Consider the following 16,825-nt stretch of genomic DNA (forward strand, 5'->3'; position numbering starts at 1 on the left):
GGCTGCGACCAGTCGCACGCGCGGGCGCGCTAAAGCGACGCGCGGAGCGCCGGCATGTAGGTGCGGCTGACCTTGAGCTTCGTGCCGTCGTTCAGCTCGACCTGATATTCGCCGTATTGAGTCGGCGTGACTTTGCGCACGTGGGCGAGATTGACCGCCGTCGAGCGGTGAATGCGCACGAAGTTCCGCGGCTCGAGTTTCTCCATCAGATGCAGCATCGTCATGCGCACGAGGCGGGATTTGTCGTTCAGGTGAATCTTCACGTAGTCGCCCACGGTCTCCACCCAGCGAATGTCCGCCGGCGCGCACACGTGGATCTCGCCATCGGAGCGGAAAAGCAGGCGGCCGTCGCGGTCGGTGTCGCCGTCGGCCGGCGACGACGCCGGTCTCGCGGCGGCGAGCGGCGCGGGCGCGACACCGGTCGCGGCGCGGAGCTTCTGGATTTGCTGCATGATGCCGTCGATATGCTCCCAGATCTTCTGGTGTTCGCCGCCGCGGACGACCGCCTTGGCGCGCTGCAACGTGTCGGCGAGCCGCTTGCGCGTGAAGGGTTTTGAAACGTAGTCCACGGCGCCGACGTCGAACGCGCGCAACGCATACTCGCCGTAGGCGGTGACGAACACGACATGCGGACGCGGGCCGGCATCGAGCTCCTTCAGCACGTCGAAGCCGGTGAGCCCGGGCATTTGCACATCCAGAAACAACAGGTCGGGGGCGCACTCGCGGACCGCACGGAGCGCCTGGTCGCCATCGGAGCAGCAGGCCACTACTTCGATTTCCTGATCGGCCCGGAGCAAGCGTGCGAGATCCTCGCGCGCGAGCGGCTCGTCGTCGACGATGACAGTCTTGATTCGGTTCATGGTGGGGCGGAGTGGAAGGGCAAGGCGATGTCGGCGACGACGCCGCCCGGAACGTTCGCGAGCGTGAGCCGCGCGGAGCCATCGAACAGCATGGTGAGACGCGCGCGGGTGTTGCGCAGCCCGATGCCGCCGCTACCGTCCGAGGGCGCGGCGGCGGGGAGCGACGGGCCCTCGTTGAACAGCTCGAGGCGCAACTGCCCGCCGTCCCGCCAGACGCGGAGCCGCATGATCCGCGCGCTGACCTGCCGCGAGAAGCCGTGCTTCATCGCGTTTTCCACGAGTGGTTGCAGCAGCAAGCTCGGCAAAAGCGCGTGGCGACACGCGGGCTCGATCTCGAAGCTGACCTGGAGCCGATCCTGAAAACGGATTCGCTCGATCGCGAAGTAGTGTTCGAGAAACTCGAGTTCGCGCTCGAGCGTGACCAATTGGTCCTGTTTGTGGTCGAGCGCGCGACGCAGCAGCTCGGCGAGTTGCGCGAGTGCGTCCTCGGCGGCCACGGTGTCGCCGCGGCGAATGAGCGCCGTGACGGAGTTGAGGGCGTTGAAGAGGAAGTGCGGATGGAGCTGCATCTTCAGCGCGTCGAGATTCGCCCGGAGGAGACGCGCCTCGAGCTCGGCCTTGGCGACCTTGAGGTCGGCCGCCTCGCGCTGTCCCGCGCGCCATCCGAGGTAGAATTCCACGGCGTAGGCGGGCACCACGATCGCGCTGTAAATCAGCGCGGGCGGCAGCAGTTCGGAAGCGCTCCAGAAATCCTGGGCGACGACGCCGAAGTAAGACCAAGGCAGGCTGTTCGCGACCAGCCCGAGACTCACCGACAATGCGAACTGGCCCACGCCGGCCAGCAGCGCCGCGACGAGATGAGCGGGAAGAATCTGCCACCACGCCATGCGGTCGAACGCCAGCACGCGGCGCAGCGCGAGGACGCCGGGAAGCAGGAGCCACCACAGTCCCCAATTGCCGTAGCGATACAGCCAAGTCGCGCGGAAGCTCGCTTCCGCGCCAGCCGCCAAGTGGACCTGCCAGACATCGAAGGCGACGGCGCCGACGCCGAACAGAGCAAGGCTCCACCAAACCGTGTTCAGGCTTCGCACCCACGACGACGATGGGCGAGGAACGTTCGGGTTCATGGTGTGCGCGCCAGAGGTTTCAGGTCGAGAGCGGCAAACGGATGCACGCCCGAGACATCAGCTTTCCAGCCCTCGACGCGCGGACCGATCACGAACGAGCGACGATATCCCACGACCGGCGTGCACGGCATGTCAGCGAGCAGCTCTTGCTCGACAGCACGCATCGCCGCTCGCCGCTCCTCGCCTTGCCGCTCAAGCGCCTGCTCGACCTGACGTTGTTGCCCGGTCGTGAGGTGCAGTCGATAAGCACGCGGCAACGAATCCAGCGGCGCCGCGGCGAACAGCGACGATTCGCCGCGGTCGAGAGTCCAGTAGTAGTGCATGATATCGAACTCGCCGCGCGCGAGCCGCGCGGTGATCTCACCGACGGAAAGCGGGATGACGTAGACCGTGATGCCGAGGCGAGCGCGCCACTGGTCCGCACAATGAAAGGCGATGGGATTCGGTTGGCGCGAGCGCACCAACGGCAGTTTCAACACCGGCAGACCGCGGCCGTCCGGATACCCGGCTTCGGCCAGCAATCGTTTCGCCTCGGCAAGGTCCTCCACGATCGTGCGCTCCGGCGATTCGTCCGCCCGGATCGGCATGCAGGAAAAAATGGCCGCGCCGCTATCGCCCGCCAGCGAACGAGCGAGCGCTTCGCGATCCAACGCCAGCGAGAGTGCGCGGCGCACGCGCGGATCGTTCAGCGGCCGTCGCTCGACGTTGAAGTGCAGGAGCGAGACCGCGTTGGTTCTTTCCGTGAACACCGACGGCATTCCCGCGCGCTGCATGAGCACGGCGTCGCCGAGATCGGCTCCACCGGACGCCACGATCGGCGAGAAATAGCTCGGCCCGTCAGCGCGCGACAGATGCACGCGCTCGAGACGGACGCCTGCCGCCGCACGATAGCGGGGATTGCGTTCGAGCGCCCAAGTGTCGACGCCAGCCTCGGCCAGGCGGAACGCACCGTTGGTCACCAACTCGGTCGGAGCGCGACGGTAACTCTCCGAGGCGATCTGGTCGGGGCTCGAGCGATGGAGCGGAATCCACGCGGCCCCCGCGATCGCGAAGACGATTCCCGGCACGGGCTGCGGCAGCGAAAGCACGAGCGTGTGCACGTCCGGCGCGCTCACGATGTCCGTCACCTTCGCCAACGAGCCCTCGGCCCGCGATGGCTGAAGCTGCTGCGTCAGCGGGTGCGGGTAGCCGGTCTCCTCCATCCATCGCAACGTGCGCAGGAAATCTTCGGCGGTCACGACGTCGCCGTTGCTCCAAACCATTCCGGACCGGAGGTGCAGCACGACGCGCCGTCCGTCCGGAGAAACTTCCCACGCTTCGGCAGCCGCCGGTCGGATCTGGCCGTCGTCCCCCACTCCGAGCAATGGATCCCACAGCGCATCGATGATCCGCTGGCCAAGCGCCGCTCCATCGCGCCTCACGCGCGGATCGATCGAGAGCCGGGAAGCCGCGTGCACGACTCGCAGCTCGCCGGGTCGCGCCGCGGGTGGCGGCCGGTGCCACGCCACCAATCCGGTCGCCACCGCGCCGAGCAGCAGGACGAGAAGCGTCGACAGCGCGATTTTCATGGAGTGACGAACGGTGGCAGCATGCGGGAAGGCCCTTGGTTTGCCAGCGGAACCCCGCGGTGCAACGGCGCCTCGACCAGCGCGCCCGGATGCCACCCGGAGCACCGTGAAAACGCGACGGACTGCGGATAGGTGCGACGAATCGCAGGCACGGCTGGCCGCGCCGGCCGGCGCCGGCAGCGGAGAATTCACGCGCCGGCGGCGTGGCCGGTCGCAGCGGAAGTCGCAGCCTCGCGTGCGGCGACGAAAAAAAGACGGCTCCGCGCGAGCGCGGAGCCGTCGGGGGAACCGGGGGAATTCCCCCGGGAATCAGAATTGCTTGCGGAGCTGCAGATACACGAAGCGCCCAACGTTGTTGTGCGTGCGTGTATCGTAGCTGTCGTTGAACGCGCCCGCGGCGAACGGCGCGAGCTTGTCGAAGACGTTCGTGGCACCGAGCGTGACGGTCAGGTCCTTGAGGAACAGGTTCTCGCTCTCGAAGGCGTAGCTGGTCTGGAGGTCGACAGTCTCCCACGCAGAGATGGTGCGGATGCCGCCAATCTTGGGTTGGGAAACGTCGGCGAGGAACGCGGCGAAGGCCGGATCGGACTTCGGCGTGCCGGCTTTGTAGAACGCGAGCATCTTCGGGGAGAGAACGAACAGCGGGTCGTCCTGATACGAACCGATGTAGTTGAACGTGACGTTGGAGGTCCACTGCTTCCACTGCCAGTTCACGCCGAAGTTGCCTTTCCACTTCGGAATCGAGCCGGGCGAAATCGGATCGCCGACGGTGCTGACGAATTTGCCGAGGTAGCTCTCGCTCGGGAGGCCGGGACCGGCGTTTTGGTCGAACTTGACCATCTGGTTCGCCGCGGCGGTGAATTTGAAGCGGCCCCAGTCCTGCGTGTTGTAGGCGTAGGTGACCGTGTATTCCAAGCCCTGCACTTTGCGGGAGCCGATGTTGAGGAAGTCCGAGAGGACGGCGCCGCGGATGCCCGGCGTGGCGGCGAAGCTGCCGTTGCTGTTGAGGCGACCGTTGGCGCTGCGGCGGATGAGGCTGGCGAAGGGCGCGTTCGGGTTGATCGTGGCGGCGTTGCCGGGGACGAAGCCGGAACCTTGACCGGCCGCGTTGGCGGCGAGGATGGCCTTGGCGTTGTTGGCCACGATGCCGGAGACGTCGATCGCGTAGAAGTCCACCGAGAAGCTGAGGTTCTTCACGAGGCCCTTCGGCGTGCCGACGAGGCCGAGCGAGACGGCCTTGGATTCGGTGGGCTTCAGATCTGAGTTCGGGCGAATGACGATGGTGGTCTGCGCCGTGTAGGGGAAGCCGAGCGGGTCCACCAACGTGGGATTACTTTGGCCGGCGCTGCCGAAAACGGAACCGGCACCGGGAGCGATGAAGCCCTTGCTCCAGCTGGCGCGCACGAGATAGTCCTTCGTCGGGGCCCAATGGACGTTCACGCTCGGGTTGGTCTTCTTGAAGGTGCGGCTCGACACACCGTCACCGATTTTCTGCGACTCATTGCGCGCGGTGGCGCCGATCGTGAGGCTGTTGACGAAGGCGATATTCTGCGCCTCGCCGATGACCGGAACCTTCAGCTCGGCGAAGAGTGAGCGGCTCTCCGACTGGGTGAAGGAATCCTCGTTGGAGTTCAGGCCGAGCACGCTACCGGAGGCGTAGAGATCGTCGGCGTCGCTGTAGTTCTTGTTCCGGTAGGTTTCGTAACCGGAGGCGAAGCCGAGGTCGCCGGCGGGCAATTCGATGACCGAGCCGGAGACGCGGAAATCGTAGAAGCGATTCCGGATCGGCGACATGATGCGCGCCTTGATCTCGGAGGCCTTGAGGGCCTTGGCGTTGTCCCACGTATAGGTGGTGCCGCCGATGGTGGCGGAACCCTTGGAGAAGGCGGGCGCGAAGGGATTGAAGCGGCCGGCCGAAACTTCGGCGTCCAGCAGCGGGAGCGAGGGCACGCCGGCGTCGAGCTGTTCGTAGTCCTCGCGCTCGATCGTCATGGCCGCTTCCCAGCGCCACTTGTCGTTGATCTGGCCGCGAAGGCCCGCGATCCAGCGGTAGTCGGTGTAGGTCTGCTCGTTGGTGCGGTTGCCGAGCTCGATGGAGCGATAGCGGAAGAAATCGCCGTTCGCGGGATTGAGGATGCCCTGATTATAGGGGCCGAACGACGTCAGGCTGCCGACGGCGGGACCGGCGGGATCCTCATCGAGCGCGAAGGGCGCAGGCGCGAGACCGTTCAGCGTTTTGAGGCGCGAGTAGAGGAAATTGCCGAAGAGCGTGAGCTTGTCGCCCGCGATGGCGTGCTCGAAATTGACCATGAAGGAATTGCGGTCCTGGCCGGGCGCGGAGGGCGAATACTGGCGGAAGTTGAACAGTTGGTTCGAGCTGAAGCCATTCGTGTCCATGTCGATGTAGTCCGCGGCAGTCGGCGTCGCGTTGGCCGGGAAATTCGGGCGGAGAATCTTCGGCGCGCCGCTGAGGGAGATGACTCCCGGATAGGTCGGTGAACCGCCATTGGTGCCGCCGAGCGGACGGTTGTCGGAGGCGGCGCTGTTCGGGCGCTCTGACGCGTAGATCGTGCGGTTGTGGAACATCGAGCCGGTGACGACCACCGAAGTCTTGTCGTTCGAGACGCCGGTGGCGAAGGAGACTTGATAGGTCTCGCGGCCACCCGGAGAGCGCGTGGCGCCGCCGACGGACACGTCCAGCGTCGAACCGTTGTAGCTCTTCTTGAGGATCACGTTCACGGCGCCACCGATAGCGGAGGAACCGTAGATGACGCCCGCACCGTCGCGGAGCACTTCGATGCGCTCAACCGCCTCGATGGGGAGCAGCTGGATGTTCGAGAATTGAAGGGTCACGCGGCCGTTGATGAGCACGAGCGTCTGACCCGCACCGAGGCCGCGCAGGCTGACCGAGGTCGCGCCGCTGCCGCCGTTGGAGTCGTTCTCCGTCGGGCCGGGATTGCCGATGAATGACGGAAGACTGCGCAGCGCCTGGATGGGCGTGAACGCGCCGGTCGCGCGGATTTCGTTTTCCGTAAAGACCGCAACCGGGCCGACCGGCTCGGCGCTGGCTTGAGGAATGAACGAACCGGTCACCACGAACTTATCGAGCTTCAGCGGTTGCTCGTCTTTCTTTTCAGGAGCGGCAGTGTTCGTCTGAGCGAGCGCCAGCACGGGACTCGCCAGCAATGCGAGCACGCGCAACGCAAGAATGCGCGCGCGAGCCGCATGCGGATTGCATGGGTGGGATTTCATTGTGTGTAGTGTAGGTTGCGCGCCCGACACGGGCCGTGCGCCGCGCCAGTTCCGCGTCAACCCCACACTCGCGCAACGCGTCGGCGACCACGCGTCCCGACCTGCGCCAAGGCGTCCGCCCTCCCCACGCACGCCGCTCGGATTCAGAGGTAGCCGAGGCGTTGGAAAAGCTCGGCGCGATAGACGCGGCTCACGCGCAGCCGCGTGTCGTCACGCAGCTCCACTTCGTAATCTCCCGCCACGAGATGCTCGACGCGGCGCACCCAGGCGGTGTTGGCGACGGTCGACTTGTGCACGCGCACGAAGGGTCCGCCGGGGATCCGCTCGATGAATTTCCGGATCGATTCCCGGACGATCACGGAGTGGCCGGCGAGGTAGATCTTCAAGTAATCGCCTTGCGCTTCGACCCACCGGATCTCCGCCACGGGCAGCACATGGATTTCCCCGCCAGAGCGAAAAAGCAGTTTTTCCGTCGGCGGCGCGGGCTCGCGCGCGGGAGCGGGTGCGGGCGCAGGCGTTTGTTGCAACCGATCCAACAAGGCTTCGACGTGCTGATCCAGCGCCGCGAGCCGGCCAGTGCGCAGCCGATGCTTCACGCGCTCGATCATCTCGGCGAAACGCTCATCGGTGAACGGTTTCATCAGGTAATCGATCGCGGCGACGTCGAACGCCGGACGCGCGTAGCTTTCGAACGCCGTCACGAAAACCACGGCGGGCCGCTCGGCCGGCGGCATCGCCTGCAACATCTCCATGCCGCTCATGCCGGGCATCTCCACGTCGAGAAACGCCAGTTCCGGCTTCAGCTCCCGCATGAGGCGACGCGCGTCTTTCGCGTTCTCCGCCTCTCCCACCACCTCAAATTCCGGGTGCGCGCGGAGGAGCCCGGCCACCCCTTCGCGCGCGAGCGGTTCATCGTCCACCAGCAAGGTTCTGATCTTCATGTTTGGTTGCCTGAAATGACAAAAGGCAGTTCGACGCGGGCGACGAAAAGACCGTCCCGCTTCTCCACGACACATCGCGCCTCCGCGCCATAGCCCTGCTCCAGTCGGCGCCACGTGAGTCGCAATCCGGCCCCGGTGCCCGGCGGGCGCTCGCTTTCTTCGTCAGCGAGCGGATTCTGAACCTCCAACACAAGCCGCGCACCTTCCCGTCGCGCGGTGACTTTGACCAACCCTCCGGCGGCGCGGCGCGCGGCGCCATGTTTGACGGCATTCTCGACCAGCGGCTGCAGGATGAGGGAGGGGACGATCGCGCGGCGGCAGTCGTCGGGCAGGCGGAGCTCCGTCGCCAACCGCGCCCCGAACCGCACGCGCTCGATCCCCAAGTAATCGCGCGCAAAATCGAATTCGGCATCAAGCGTCCCCTCCAGGCGCGTGCCGCCCTCGACCAAGCGCCGGTGCAAATCGCCGAGTTGCCCGAGCATTCGCACCGCCTCCGTGTTGCGCCCGCAGCGCACGAGCGTCGCGACGGCATTCAGGGCGTTGAAGAGGAAGTGCGGTTTGACCTGCTGCCGCAGCACATGCAACTCGGACTCGGCCAGTTGCTGGCGGAGCCGCGCCTCGGCGATCTCCCGCGCTTGCAGATTGCGATACACCTCGACCATCACGTAGGCGAACACGACGCAGAAGTAGAGCAACGGATCGATCACATCGCGCGAGCTGACGCGCGCCAGCACCAGGTCCACGGTGCGCTGTGCGGGCGGGACGGAGTAAACCGAGAACATCAGGGGCACTCGCACTAGCACGAACAAGACGGAGAAGAGCACCGCGCCCGACAGGTGCAGGAGCAGATGCAAGTAGCGCTTCGGTCCGGAAATCGGATACCGCAGCAACAGCCACAGAATCGCCGGCGTCATCAGCGCCCAATACACGATCCTCAACACCTGCTGCGCCATCGCCCAATTCCAAGGCGAGGTCCACGGCGCATCTTCCACGTCGACCGCAGCCTGCAGAAGCAGCACCACGCAGCCGCAAGTCCACACCGCCAGCAGCGGAGTGAGGCACGAAGGGAGGCGACGTGAAGGCGACAAGCGACATCGGCCAAAGTGATACCGCCGGTTCGCTGCAAGTCGCGAATTGCGGCCCCGAAAAGGGATACGGCTTGGCGCAATCGAGAACGCCTTGGCGCAGCCAGCCGGCGCTCCAAAACGAAAACGGCGCCCCGCGAGGAGCGCCGTAAAATGCATCGAGCAGCAGCTCGCGCGATAACCTCAGACCTTCGGGCCGCCTTGCGCGTAGTAGCGCGCGCGGAGGCGCAGGCCGTTGAGGCGGATGAAGCCGGTGGCGTCGCTCTGGTTATACCACGACTTCACGCCTTCCATCGAAGCGACCTTCATGTCGTAGAGGGAATACTTCGATTTGCGGCCGCAGGTGATGATGTTGCCCTTGTAGAGCTTCAGGCGAACGGTGCCGCTGACGTGCTTCTGCGACTCGTCGATGAGGGCCTGCAGCGCCTCGCGTTCGGGGGCGAACCAGAAGCCGTAGTAGACGAGCTCGGCGTATTTCGGCACGAGCGAGTCACGGAGGTGCATGACCTCGCGGTCCATCGTGAGCGACTCCACCTGGCGGTGGCCCTGCATGAGGATGGTGCCGCCCGGGGTCTCGTAGACGCCGCGGGACTTCATGCCGACGAAGCGATTTTCAACGAGGTCGACGCGGCCGATGCCGTGCTTACCGCCGAGCTTGTTGAGGGTCTTGAGGACGCCGGCGGGCGTCATCTTCTTGCCGTTCACGGCGACGCAGTTGCCCTTTTCGAATTCGAGTTCGACGTATTCGGCCTTGTTCGGGGCGTCCTCGGGCGAGACGGAGAGCTTGAACATGCCCTTGTTCTCCTTGGTCGTCGGATCCCACCACGGATCCTCGAGGATGCCGGCTTCGTAGGAGATGTGGAGAAGGTTGCGGTCCATCGAATACGGCTTCTTGAGCGAGGCCTCGACGGGGATCTTGTTCGCCACGCAATACTCGATCATCTCGGCGCGGCCGGGAAATTGGTCGCGGAACTTGTCGATCTTCCACGGCGCGACGATTTGCAGGTGCGGTGCGAGCGCCATGTAGGTGAGCTCGAAGCGGCACTGGTCGTTGCCCTTGCCCGTGGCGCCGTGGGCGACGGTGTCGGCCTTTTCCTTCTTCGCGATCTCGAGCTGGGCCTTGGCGATGAGCGGGCGCGCGATCGAGGTGCCGAGGTAGTATTGGCTCTCGTAGATCGCGTTGGCGCGGATCATCGGGTAGATGAAGTCGCTCGCGAACTCCTCCACGAGGTCGAGAGTGTAGTGCTTGGACGCGCCGGTCTTCTTCGCCTTGGCGGGCAAGCCTCGCAGCTCCTCTTCCTGTCCGATGTCGGCTGCGAACGTGACGATTTCGGCGTCGTAGGTTTCGCGGAGCCACTTGACGATGACGGAGGTGTCGAGACCTCCCGAGTAAGCGAGCACGATCTTCATGGTAGAGCGGCCATTTTGAGACCGGGCGGACCGCGCTCGCAAAAGAAAAATGGGTCAAAAACGGGCGGTGCTTTTCACGGGGCTTTCACCCTTGGCGGCTCGCGAACCACAGCGACGCGCAGCATGGTGTGGGCAACCCAAAAGACCTGTCATGAACCCGCTCTCCCCCGTCCGTTCCCGCCGTGCCGCTCGCGGCTTCACGCTCGTCGAGATCATGATCGTCGTCGTCATCATCGGCCTGCTCGCCGCGCTCGCCATCCCCGCGATGCAGCGCGTGCAACGCGCCGCGCAAAACGCCCGCGTCGCGAGCGATTTTCGCGTGTTCTCCCAAGCCTTCGAAACCTACGCGCTGCAAAACGGGTTCTGGCCGAACAATGCCGGCAGCGGCGTCGTGCCCACGGCGCCCGTCTCGATGGCGGGCGATTTCAAGACGGACGTCTGGCAGGCCGTGACGCCGCTCGGCGGACGTTGGAACTGGGATCGGAACATGTCGGGCGTGAGTGCGGGCATCTCGATCGCCGGCATGACTTGCACCGACGAACAGCTCGAGGAAATCGACGCCAAGCTCGACGATGGCAACCTGGGCACGGGACGTTTCCAAAAGACGCAGTCGAACCGCGTCACGTTGATTCTCGAGCAGTGAACGCGTAGGCGCCGGTCTTCGACCGGCCTCGCTCCGCCAGCATTCGCGGCTCTGTGGCGCGAAAGTGAATTCACCTTGGCCGGTCGAAGACCGGCGCTACTCCCACCCTACTTGGTTTGTGCCAGCGTGGCCATGATGGCCTTCTGCATGTGGAGGCGATTCTCGGCTTGGTCGAAAATGACCGAGGCCGAGCTATCGAGGATTTCCTGCGTGACCTCCTGTCCGGCGTGGGCCGGAAGGCAGTGCATGAAGAGCGCGCCGGGTTTCGCCGCCGCCATCAAGTCGCGCGTGACGGCAAACGGCGTCATCACGCGGATGCGTTCGGCGGTTTCCTCCTCCTTGCCCATGCTGACCCACACGTCGGTGTAGACGACATCGGCGTCCTTCACGGCCGCGTAGGCATCGGTGGTGAACTCGTAGCCGTTGGCGAAACCTTCCCTGGCGAGCAGTCGGTTGAACTCGGGCGCCGCGTCGAAGCCGGCCGGGCCTGCGAGCGAGATCTTCATGCCGGCGAGGTTCGCGCCCATGATCCACGAGTTCGCGACGTTGCAGCCGCGATCGCCGACGAACGCGATCTTGCGCCCACGCAACGCTTCGAGCGGATCGCCGCCTTTGCTCCAGCGTTCGCTTAACGTGAACAGATCCGCGAAAATCTGGCAGGGATGCAGCAGATCGGTCAGCGCATTGATGACCGGGATCGTGCCCTCGGTGGCGAGTTCCTCCACCTCGGCCTGTTCAAAGGTGCGGACGACGAGGCCGTGGACGAAGCGCGAGAGGACCTTCGCGGTGTCCGCGACCGTCTCGCCGCGGCCGAGCTGGATGTCATTGCGGTTGAGGAAGAGCGGATTGCCGCCGAGCTCGTGGATGCCGACCTCGAAGGAGACGCGCGTGCGCGTGCTGCTCTTCGAAAAAATCATCGCCCACGTCTGGCCGGCGAGCGGCTTCTCGTGCGAGCCCCGGTCGCGCTTGAGACGCGCCGCCAGACCGAAAATCTGGGCGATTTCGGAGCGGGTGAAGTCGGTCTCTTTGAGAAAGTGCCTCATGGGAAACCGGGGAAATTAGGATTCGGCACCTCGCCCGGCGAGAGCGAATTCTGGCCTAAATCCGGACTTTCCCCGCGAGCGATCGCGACGCTCAACCCGCTTTTTTCACCAGCGCGCCACGGATGATGTCGGTCGCGAGCGTGAGGTGCTCGGCAGTCGCAATGAGCGGCGGGAGCAGGCGGATCGTGTTCAGACCCGCGATCGGGCAAAGCAGGCCGCCGTCGCGCAGGAGCGGGAGGTAAGGCGCGGGATCTCCGGTGAGGCGCAAGCCGAGCATGTAGCCGCGGCCGCTGACGCCGAGGACCTGCTGCGGAAATTCGACGGCGAGCTGCTCGAGCTGGGCTTTCCACGCCGCACCGTTGGCGGCGACTTTGGCGATCAGGTTTTCGCGTTCGAGCACTTCGAAAACCGCGAGCGACGCAGCGCAGGCGAGCGGCGAACCGCCGAACGTCGTGCCGTGCGAACCGGGCGTGAAGAGCTCGGCATGTTTCTCCGCGGCCCAGATCGCGCCCATCGGGTAGCCGTTGGCGATGCCCTTGGCCATGCCGATGACGTCGGCGCGGACGCCGGAATGTTGAAATGCGTAGAAGGCGCCGGTGCGCCCGAAGCCGCACTGCACCTCGTCGAGCATGAGGAGCACGTTGTGCTTGTCGCAGAGCTGGCGCAGGCCCCAGAGGAACTCGTCGGTGCACATCGTGACGCCGCCCTCGCCTTGCACCGTTTCGATCATGATCGCGGCCGTCTGATCGTCGATCAGGTCGGCGAAGCTTTGCACATTGTTGATCTCGCCGGCGGCGAAGCCGGGCACGAGCGGGCGGAATCCTTTTTGGATCTTCTCCTGCGGCGTCGCGCTCATGCCGCCGTAGGTGCGGCCGTGGAACGCGTTCTTCGCGACGAGAATCTTGTAGCACTTGCCCTCTTCGCCGGACTTCCGGATGCCGTGGAGGCGAGAGAGCTTGATCATCGCCTCGTTGGCCTCGGTGCCGGAGTTGCAGAGGTAGACGCGGCCCGGACCGGCTTGCTGAACAATGCGGCGCGCGAGTTCGCCGTAGTTCGGGTTGCGGTAGAGGTTCGAGCAGTGGATGAGTTCGCCGGCCTGGCGGCGGATGGCCTCGACCCAGACAGGATGGCAGTGGCCGAGCGCGTTGACGGCGATGCCCGAGGCGAAATCGAGATACTTCTTGCCGGTGTCGTCCCACGCCCAGACGCCCTCTCCTCGCACGAGCGTGAGCGGGGACTTGGCGTAGTTTTTCATCACATACGCGTCGTAAAGCTCAGCGGCGTTGGTGCGGACGATGGAGGGCTGGTTCATGAGAAAACGAAATTCAGGCGAGCGCGCGCGGCGGCGCACTCCCAAAATCGGGCCCGACCGTATCAGCCGTGCACAATTTCCGTGCCCACGCCCTTGTCGGTGAAGATTTCGAGCAAGAGGCTGTGCGGCATGCGACCGTCGACGAAGTGGACGCGTTGCACGCCTTCCTGGAGCGCGCGGACGGCGCTGGCGACTTTCGGGCGCATGCCCTTGTCGATGACGCCCTTCTTTTTCAGGCCGTCGACGTCGCTGACTTTCAGCGTGGAGATGAGCGACGCGGGATTCTTCGGGTCGGAAAGCAGGCCGGGCACGTCGCTCATGTAGACGAGGCGGCGGGCGCGGAGCGCGGAGGCCACGCGGCCGGCGGCGGTGTCGGCGTTGATGTTGTAGGGCTTGCCGTCGAGGCCTTCGGCGACCGGGGAGATGATCGGCATGAAGCCGTCGGCGATCTCCTTTTTCACGAGCTTCACCTTCACTTCGGTGACGTCGCCAACGTAGCCGAGATCGCAGGGATTGCCGTCGTCGTCGACCGTGAGCTTCTGGCAAACAAGGACGCTGTCGCCGGGCAGGCCCTTCGGGCGGGCCTTCACGGTGACGAGCGTGTCGCAGACGTCCTTGTTCACGATCTCGTCGAGGGTCTTCTTGACGATGGCGATCGTGGCTTCGTCGGTGACGCGGAGGCCGTTGATGAAATTCGCCTTCAGGCCGGAGGCGTCCATGGCCTTCGAGATGGCTTTGCCGCCGCCGTGCACGACGACGACGTTGATGCCGACCGCCGCGAGGAACGCGAGATCACCGGCGACGCGGAGTCGCACGGTCGGGTCCGGATCGTCCATGAAGCTGCCGCCGTATTTGACGACGAACGTCGAGCCGCGGAAATCCTGGATGTAAGGCAGCGCCTCAAGGAGGACGCGGGCCTTGGCGATGTATGCTTGAACGTCCATCGAAAGCGGGGCGCCGGCGACGCGGGCGTCAGAGATTCTCGTGCACGACCTTCGCGGGCGGCATGCCGTTGAAGTAGGTCGCGCTCGCGTGGCTGTAGGCGCCGATGTTGACGCTGTAGACGAGATCGCCGCGCTCGAGGTCGGGCAGATTCTCGGCCATCGAGACGACATCGAGCGCGTCGCAGGTCGGGCCGAAGACGGCGCTGAGCGAAGTCGGGCCTTTCTTGAAGGCCTTCACGGGATACTTGCAGTGGTCGAAGATGACGCCCGAGTAAGTGTGATAGACGCCGTCGTTGATGTAGTAGCTCGTCTTGCCGTCGCGCACGGCCTTGCCGATGACGGAGGCGACCGACGTGCCGGAGACGGCGGCCAGGAAGCGGCCGGGCTCGGCGAGGACTTGGATGTCCTTCGGGAAGAGGCGCTCGAGTTCGGTGTTGATGACCTTCGCCAACTCGGGGAACGGGCGGACGGACTCGTCGTAGGGCGCGGGGAAACCGCCGCCGATATCGATGAGGTTCATCTTCGCGTAGCCGCGTTCGCGGGCTTCCTGGAAGATGTTCGCCGTGAGCTGGAGCGCCTGGACGTAGTTCTCGAAATTGGTCGTCTGGCTGCCGACGTGGAAGCTGATGCCTTCGACGGTGAGGCCGACGCGGTCGGCTTCGAGGATGAGGTCGACGGCTTCACCAGGATGCGCGCCGAATTTCGAGGAGAGTTCGACCATGGCGCCGGTGTTCGGGACCTTCAGGCGAAGGGCGAGGCCGGCGTTGGGCGCGTGCTTCTTGATCTTGTGGATCTCTTCGCGGTTATCGAAGGTGACGAGCGGCTTGTATTTGTTGAGCTGCTCGAGCGTGTCGGTCGGCTTCGTCGGATTGGCGTAGATGATCTTGTCCCAGATCCACTGCTGGCGCTGCTTCGCCGGCATCTTTTTGATGTTCTGGTAGACGATCATGAACTCCGGCATCGAGGCGACGTCGAAGCTCGCGCCCTCTTCGAAGAGGGTGCGAACGATCATCGGATCCGGGTTCGCCTTTACGGCGTAGTAGACCTGCACGCGCGGCAGGTGCTTGCGAAACTCCCGGTAGGCTTTGCGGAGGGCATCGTGGTCGATGATGAACAGCGGAGTGCCGTGCTGCTTGGCCAGTTTTTGGAGCCGGGAGTTCGTGATCATGGCGGCGTGGAACTCGTCGTTAGCCAGCGTCGGTGACGAGGAAGTTCTTGAACTGCCACGGATCCTTCGTGTCGAGGTCGGGCTTGTTGTATTTGGCGAACGTGGTGTCGCGGCCCTTGAGCGGAGTCCAGTCGTAGGCTTGGGAGATCCACTTGCCGAGGTAGGGCTTCGAGATCTTGAGGACGTAGTCGTGCGGCATCTGGTCGGGGACGACGACGCCTTCGTCGGGGTTCTCGATCATCCACATCGTCGCGGCGACGACAGAGATGGCGACCTGCATGGTGGTGGCGTTCTGGTGCGGGACCAGGCGGCGAGACTCCTGAATGCTGAGGTCGGAACCAACCCACCAGGAGTTGTATTCGTGGCCCATGATGAGCGCGCCGAGCACGTCCGCACCGTCCGTGATCTCGTCGTTCATGATGCGCTGATTTTCGTTCAGCTTGTAGTTGTAGCCGCGCATCTCGTTCAGCGAAGCGATGGCTTCGTCGCACGGGCAGTAGGCGTAGTGCATCGTCGGGCGGTAGACGGCCTTGCCGTTCTTCCAGACGGTGAGCGCGTCGGAGATGGTGAAGGCTTCGCCGTGACGGACGACCATGCCGAGGGTGGTCCAGTTCGGCACGAAGGAGCGGACCCAGACGTTGATGCCCATCTGCGCGAGGCAGATTTGGTTCTTCGGGCCTTCCTTGTGGGTGAAGGCGTGCTTCGGGAGGGTCTTCTCGTGCGTGCCCCAGCCCATCTCGGCGGTGGTGGTGCCTTCTTCGCGGAAGCCTTCGATGGACCAGGTGTTGACGAACTCGTCGACCTGCTTCGGCTTGTCGGTGATCTGCGTGTCGCGCTCGGAGCAGTGGATGACCTTCACCCCGAGTTCCTGGGCGAGCTCATTGAAGGTGCCGGCCGCGATGAGCGCGGCGATCTTCTCCGCGCGCTTGCCCTTGGCTTTGCCGTCGGCGATGAGCTTGTTGCCGATGTCGATGAGGCCCTGCTTGACGAAGTGCGAGATGAGGCCGGGGTTGGCGCCGTGCTCGATGACGGCGGTCGGGCCCTTCTCCTTCCACTTCTTGGTCATGCGGCGCAGATTCATGTGGCGCCAGTAAAGGGTCTTCTCGGTCGGGTGGCTGCCGGACTTGTAGGGGTCCCAGAGCTCGGTCGAGGTGTTGATGTAGCGCACGCCGTTGTCGTGGCACCACTGGAGAATTTCGCAGGCGTCGATGTTCCACGCGAGGTCGATGACGATGTCGCCGGCGCTGACGTATTTCGCGAGGATCGTCGCCATGTTCTCTTCGGTCACGCGGTCGTTGACGTAGCGGACGCCCTTCTTGATCCACTTCGCCAGCTTCTCCTTCTTGTCCACGAAATCCATCACAGTGACGTTTTTCGCGGGCACCTTGAGGTGCTTGAAGAGGATCGGCAGCGTGCACTCGGCGACTGCGCCGTAACCGACGAAGAGGATCTTGTTGTTGAATTGAATCATG

Annotated in this window: 13 protein-coding genes; 1 reads left to right on the forward strand and 12 read right to left on the reverse strand. The window is 64.6% G+C overall.

The features are described from left to right. Window positions 1–29: 29 nt before the first annotated feature. From HZA32_07280 to HZA32_07310, 7 genes are all read right to left on the reverse strand, one after another. A complete protein-coding gene (locus HZA32_07280) occupies window positions 30–860 on the reverse strand; it encodes a response regulator transcription factor (protein MBI5423873.1) in 831 nt (276 codons plus the stop codon). Beyond that, window positions 857–1,987, reverse strand: coding sequence for a histidine kinase (locus tag HZA32_07285; GenBank protein ID MBI5423874.1), 1,131 nt, complete (start codon window positions 1,985–1,987; stop codon window positions 857–859). The genes HZA32_07280 and HZA32_07285 overlap by 4 nt, the downstream gene beginning before the upstream one ends. Then, window positions 1,984–3,555 (reverse strand): hypothetical protein, encoded by a 1,572-nt coding sequence (locus tag HZA32_07290; protein MBI5423875.1) that lies wholly within the window; start codon window positions 3,553–3,555, stop codon window positions 1,984–1,986. The genes HZA32_07285 and HZA32_07290 overlap by 4 nt, the downstream gene beginning before the upstream one ends. Window positions 3,556–3,864: 309 nt before the next feature. Next, window positions 3,865–6,807: a TonB-dependent receptor gene (locus tag HZA32_07295; protein MBI5423876.1), complete on the reverse strand. Its 2,943-nt coding sequence runs from the start codon at window positions 6,805–6,807 to the stop codon at window positions 3,865–3,867. A 143-nt stretch (window positions 6,808–6,950) separates the two neighbouring features. Next, window positions 6,951–7,748, reverse strand: a complete 798-nt coding sequence (locus tag HZA32_07300) for a response regulator transcription factor (GenBank protein ID MBI5423877.1) — start codon at window positions 7,746–7,748, stop codon at window positions 6,951–6,953. Then, window positions 7,745–8,770, reverse strand: a complete 1,026-nt coding sequence (locus HZA32_07305; GenBank protein ID MBI5423878.1) for a histidine kinase — start codon at window positions 8,768–8,770, stop codon at window positions 7,745–7,747. Before HZA32_07305 ends, HZA32_07300 begins: the two co-directional genes overlap by 4 nt. Window positions 8,771–9,016: 246 nt before the next feature. Then, on the reverse strand, window positions 9,017–10,243 hold the full coding sequence (locus tag HZA32_07310; protein MBI5423879.1) for an argininosuccinate synthase: 1,227 nt from the start codon (window positions 10,241–10,243) through the stop codon (window positions 9,017–9,019). A gap of 151 nt (window positions 10,244–10,394) precedes the next feature. Between HZA32_07310 and HZA32_07315 the strand changes: the two genes are divergently transcribed. Next, the gene (locus tag HZA32_07315; protein ID MBI5423880.1) at window positions 10,395–10,886 is read left to right on the forward strand and encodes a prepilin-type N-terminal cleavage/methylation domain-containing protein; all 492 of its coding nucleotides are present in this window, start codon (window positions 10,395–10,397) and stop codon (window positions 10,884–10,886) included. 107 nt (window positions 10,887–10,993) lie between these two features. Here HZA32_07315 and argF read toward each other — a convergent pair whose 3' ends face one another. The 5 genes from argF to HZA32_07340 form a co-directional block, all read right to left on the reverse strand. Then, on the reverse strand, window positions 10,994–11,929 hold the full coding sequence (gene argF / locus HZA32_07320) for an ornithine carbamoyltransferase (GenBank protein ID MBI5423881.1): 936 nt from the start codon (window positions 11,927–11,929) through the stop codon (window positions 10,994–10,996). Between the two features lie 91 nt (window positions 11,930–12,020). Beyond that, entirely contained in the window at window positions 12,021–13,241 is a 1,221-nt protein-coding gene (locus HZA32_07325) for an aspartate aminotransferase family protein (GenBank protein MBI5423882.1), read from the reverse strand. Between the two features lie 62 nt (window positions 13,242–13,303). Further along, a complete protein-coding gene (gene argB, locus HZA32_07330) occupies window positions 13,304–14,185 on the reverse strand; it encodes an acetylglutamate kinase (protein MBI5423883.1) in 882 nt (293 codons plus the stop codon). A gap of 28 nt (window positions 14,186–14,213) precedes the next feature. Next, the gene (locus HZA32_07335) at window positions 14,214–15,353 is read right to left on the reverse strand and encodes a type III PLP-dependent enzyme (protein ID MBI5423884.1); all 1,140 of its coding nucleotides are present in this window, start codon (window positions 15,351–15,353) and stop codon (window positions 14,214–14,216) included. Between the two features lie 19 nt (window positions 15,354–15,372). Beyond that, complete coding sequence (locus tag HZA32_07340) at window positions 15,373–16,824, reverse strand: homospermidine synthase (GenBank protein MBI5423885.1); 1,452 nt, start codon at window positions 16,822–16,824, stop codon at window positions 15,373–15,375. Window position 16,825: the final 1 nt, after the last annotated feature.

Source organism: Opitutia bacterium, from assembly GCA_016217545.1.
In the GTDB taxonomy this organism is placed as follows: Bacteria; Verrucomicrobiota; Verrucomicrobiia; order Opitutales; family Opitutaceae; genus Didemnitutus.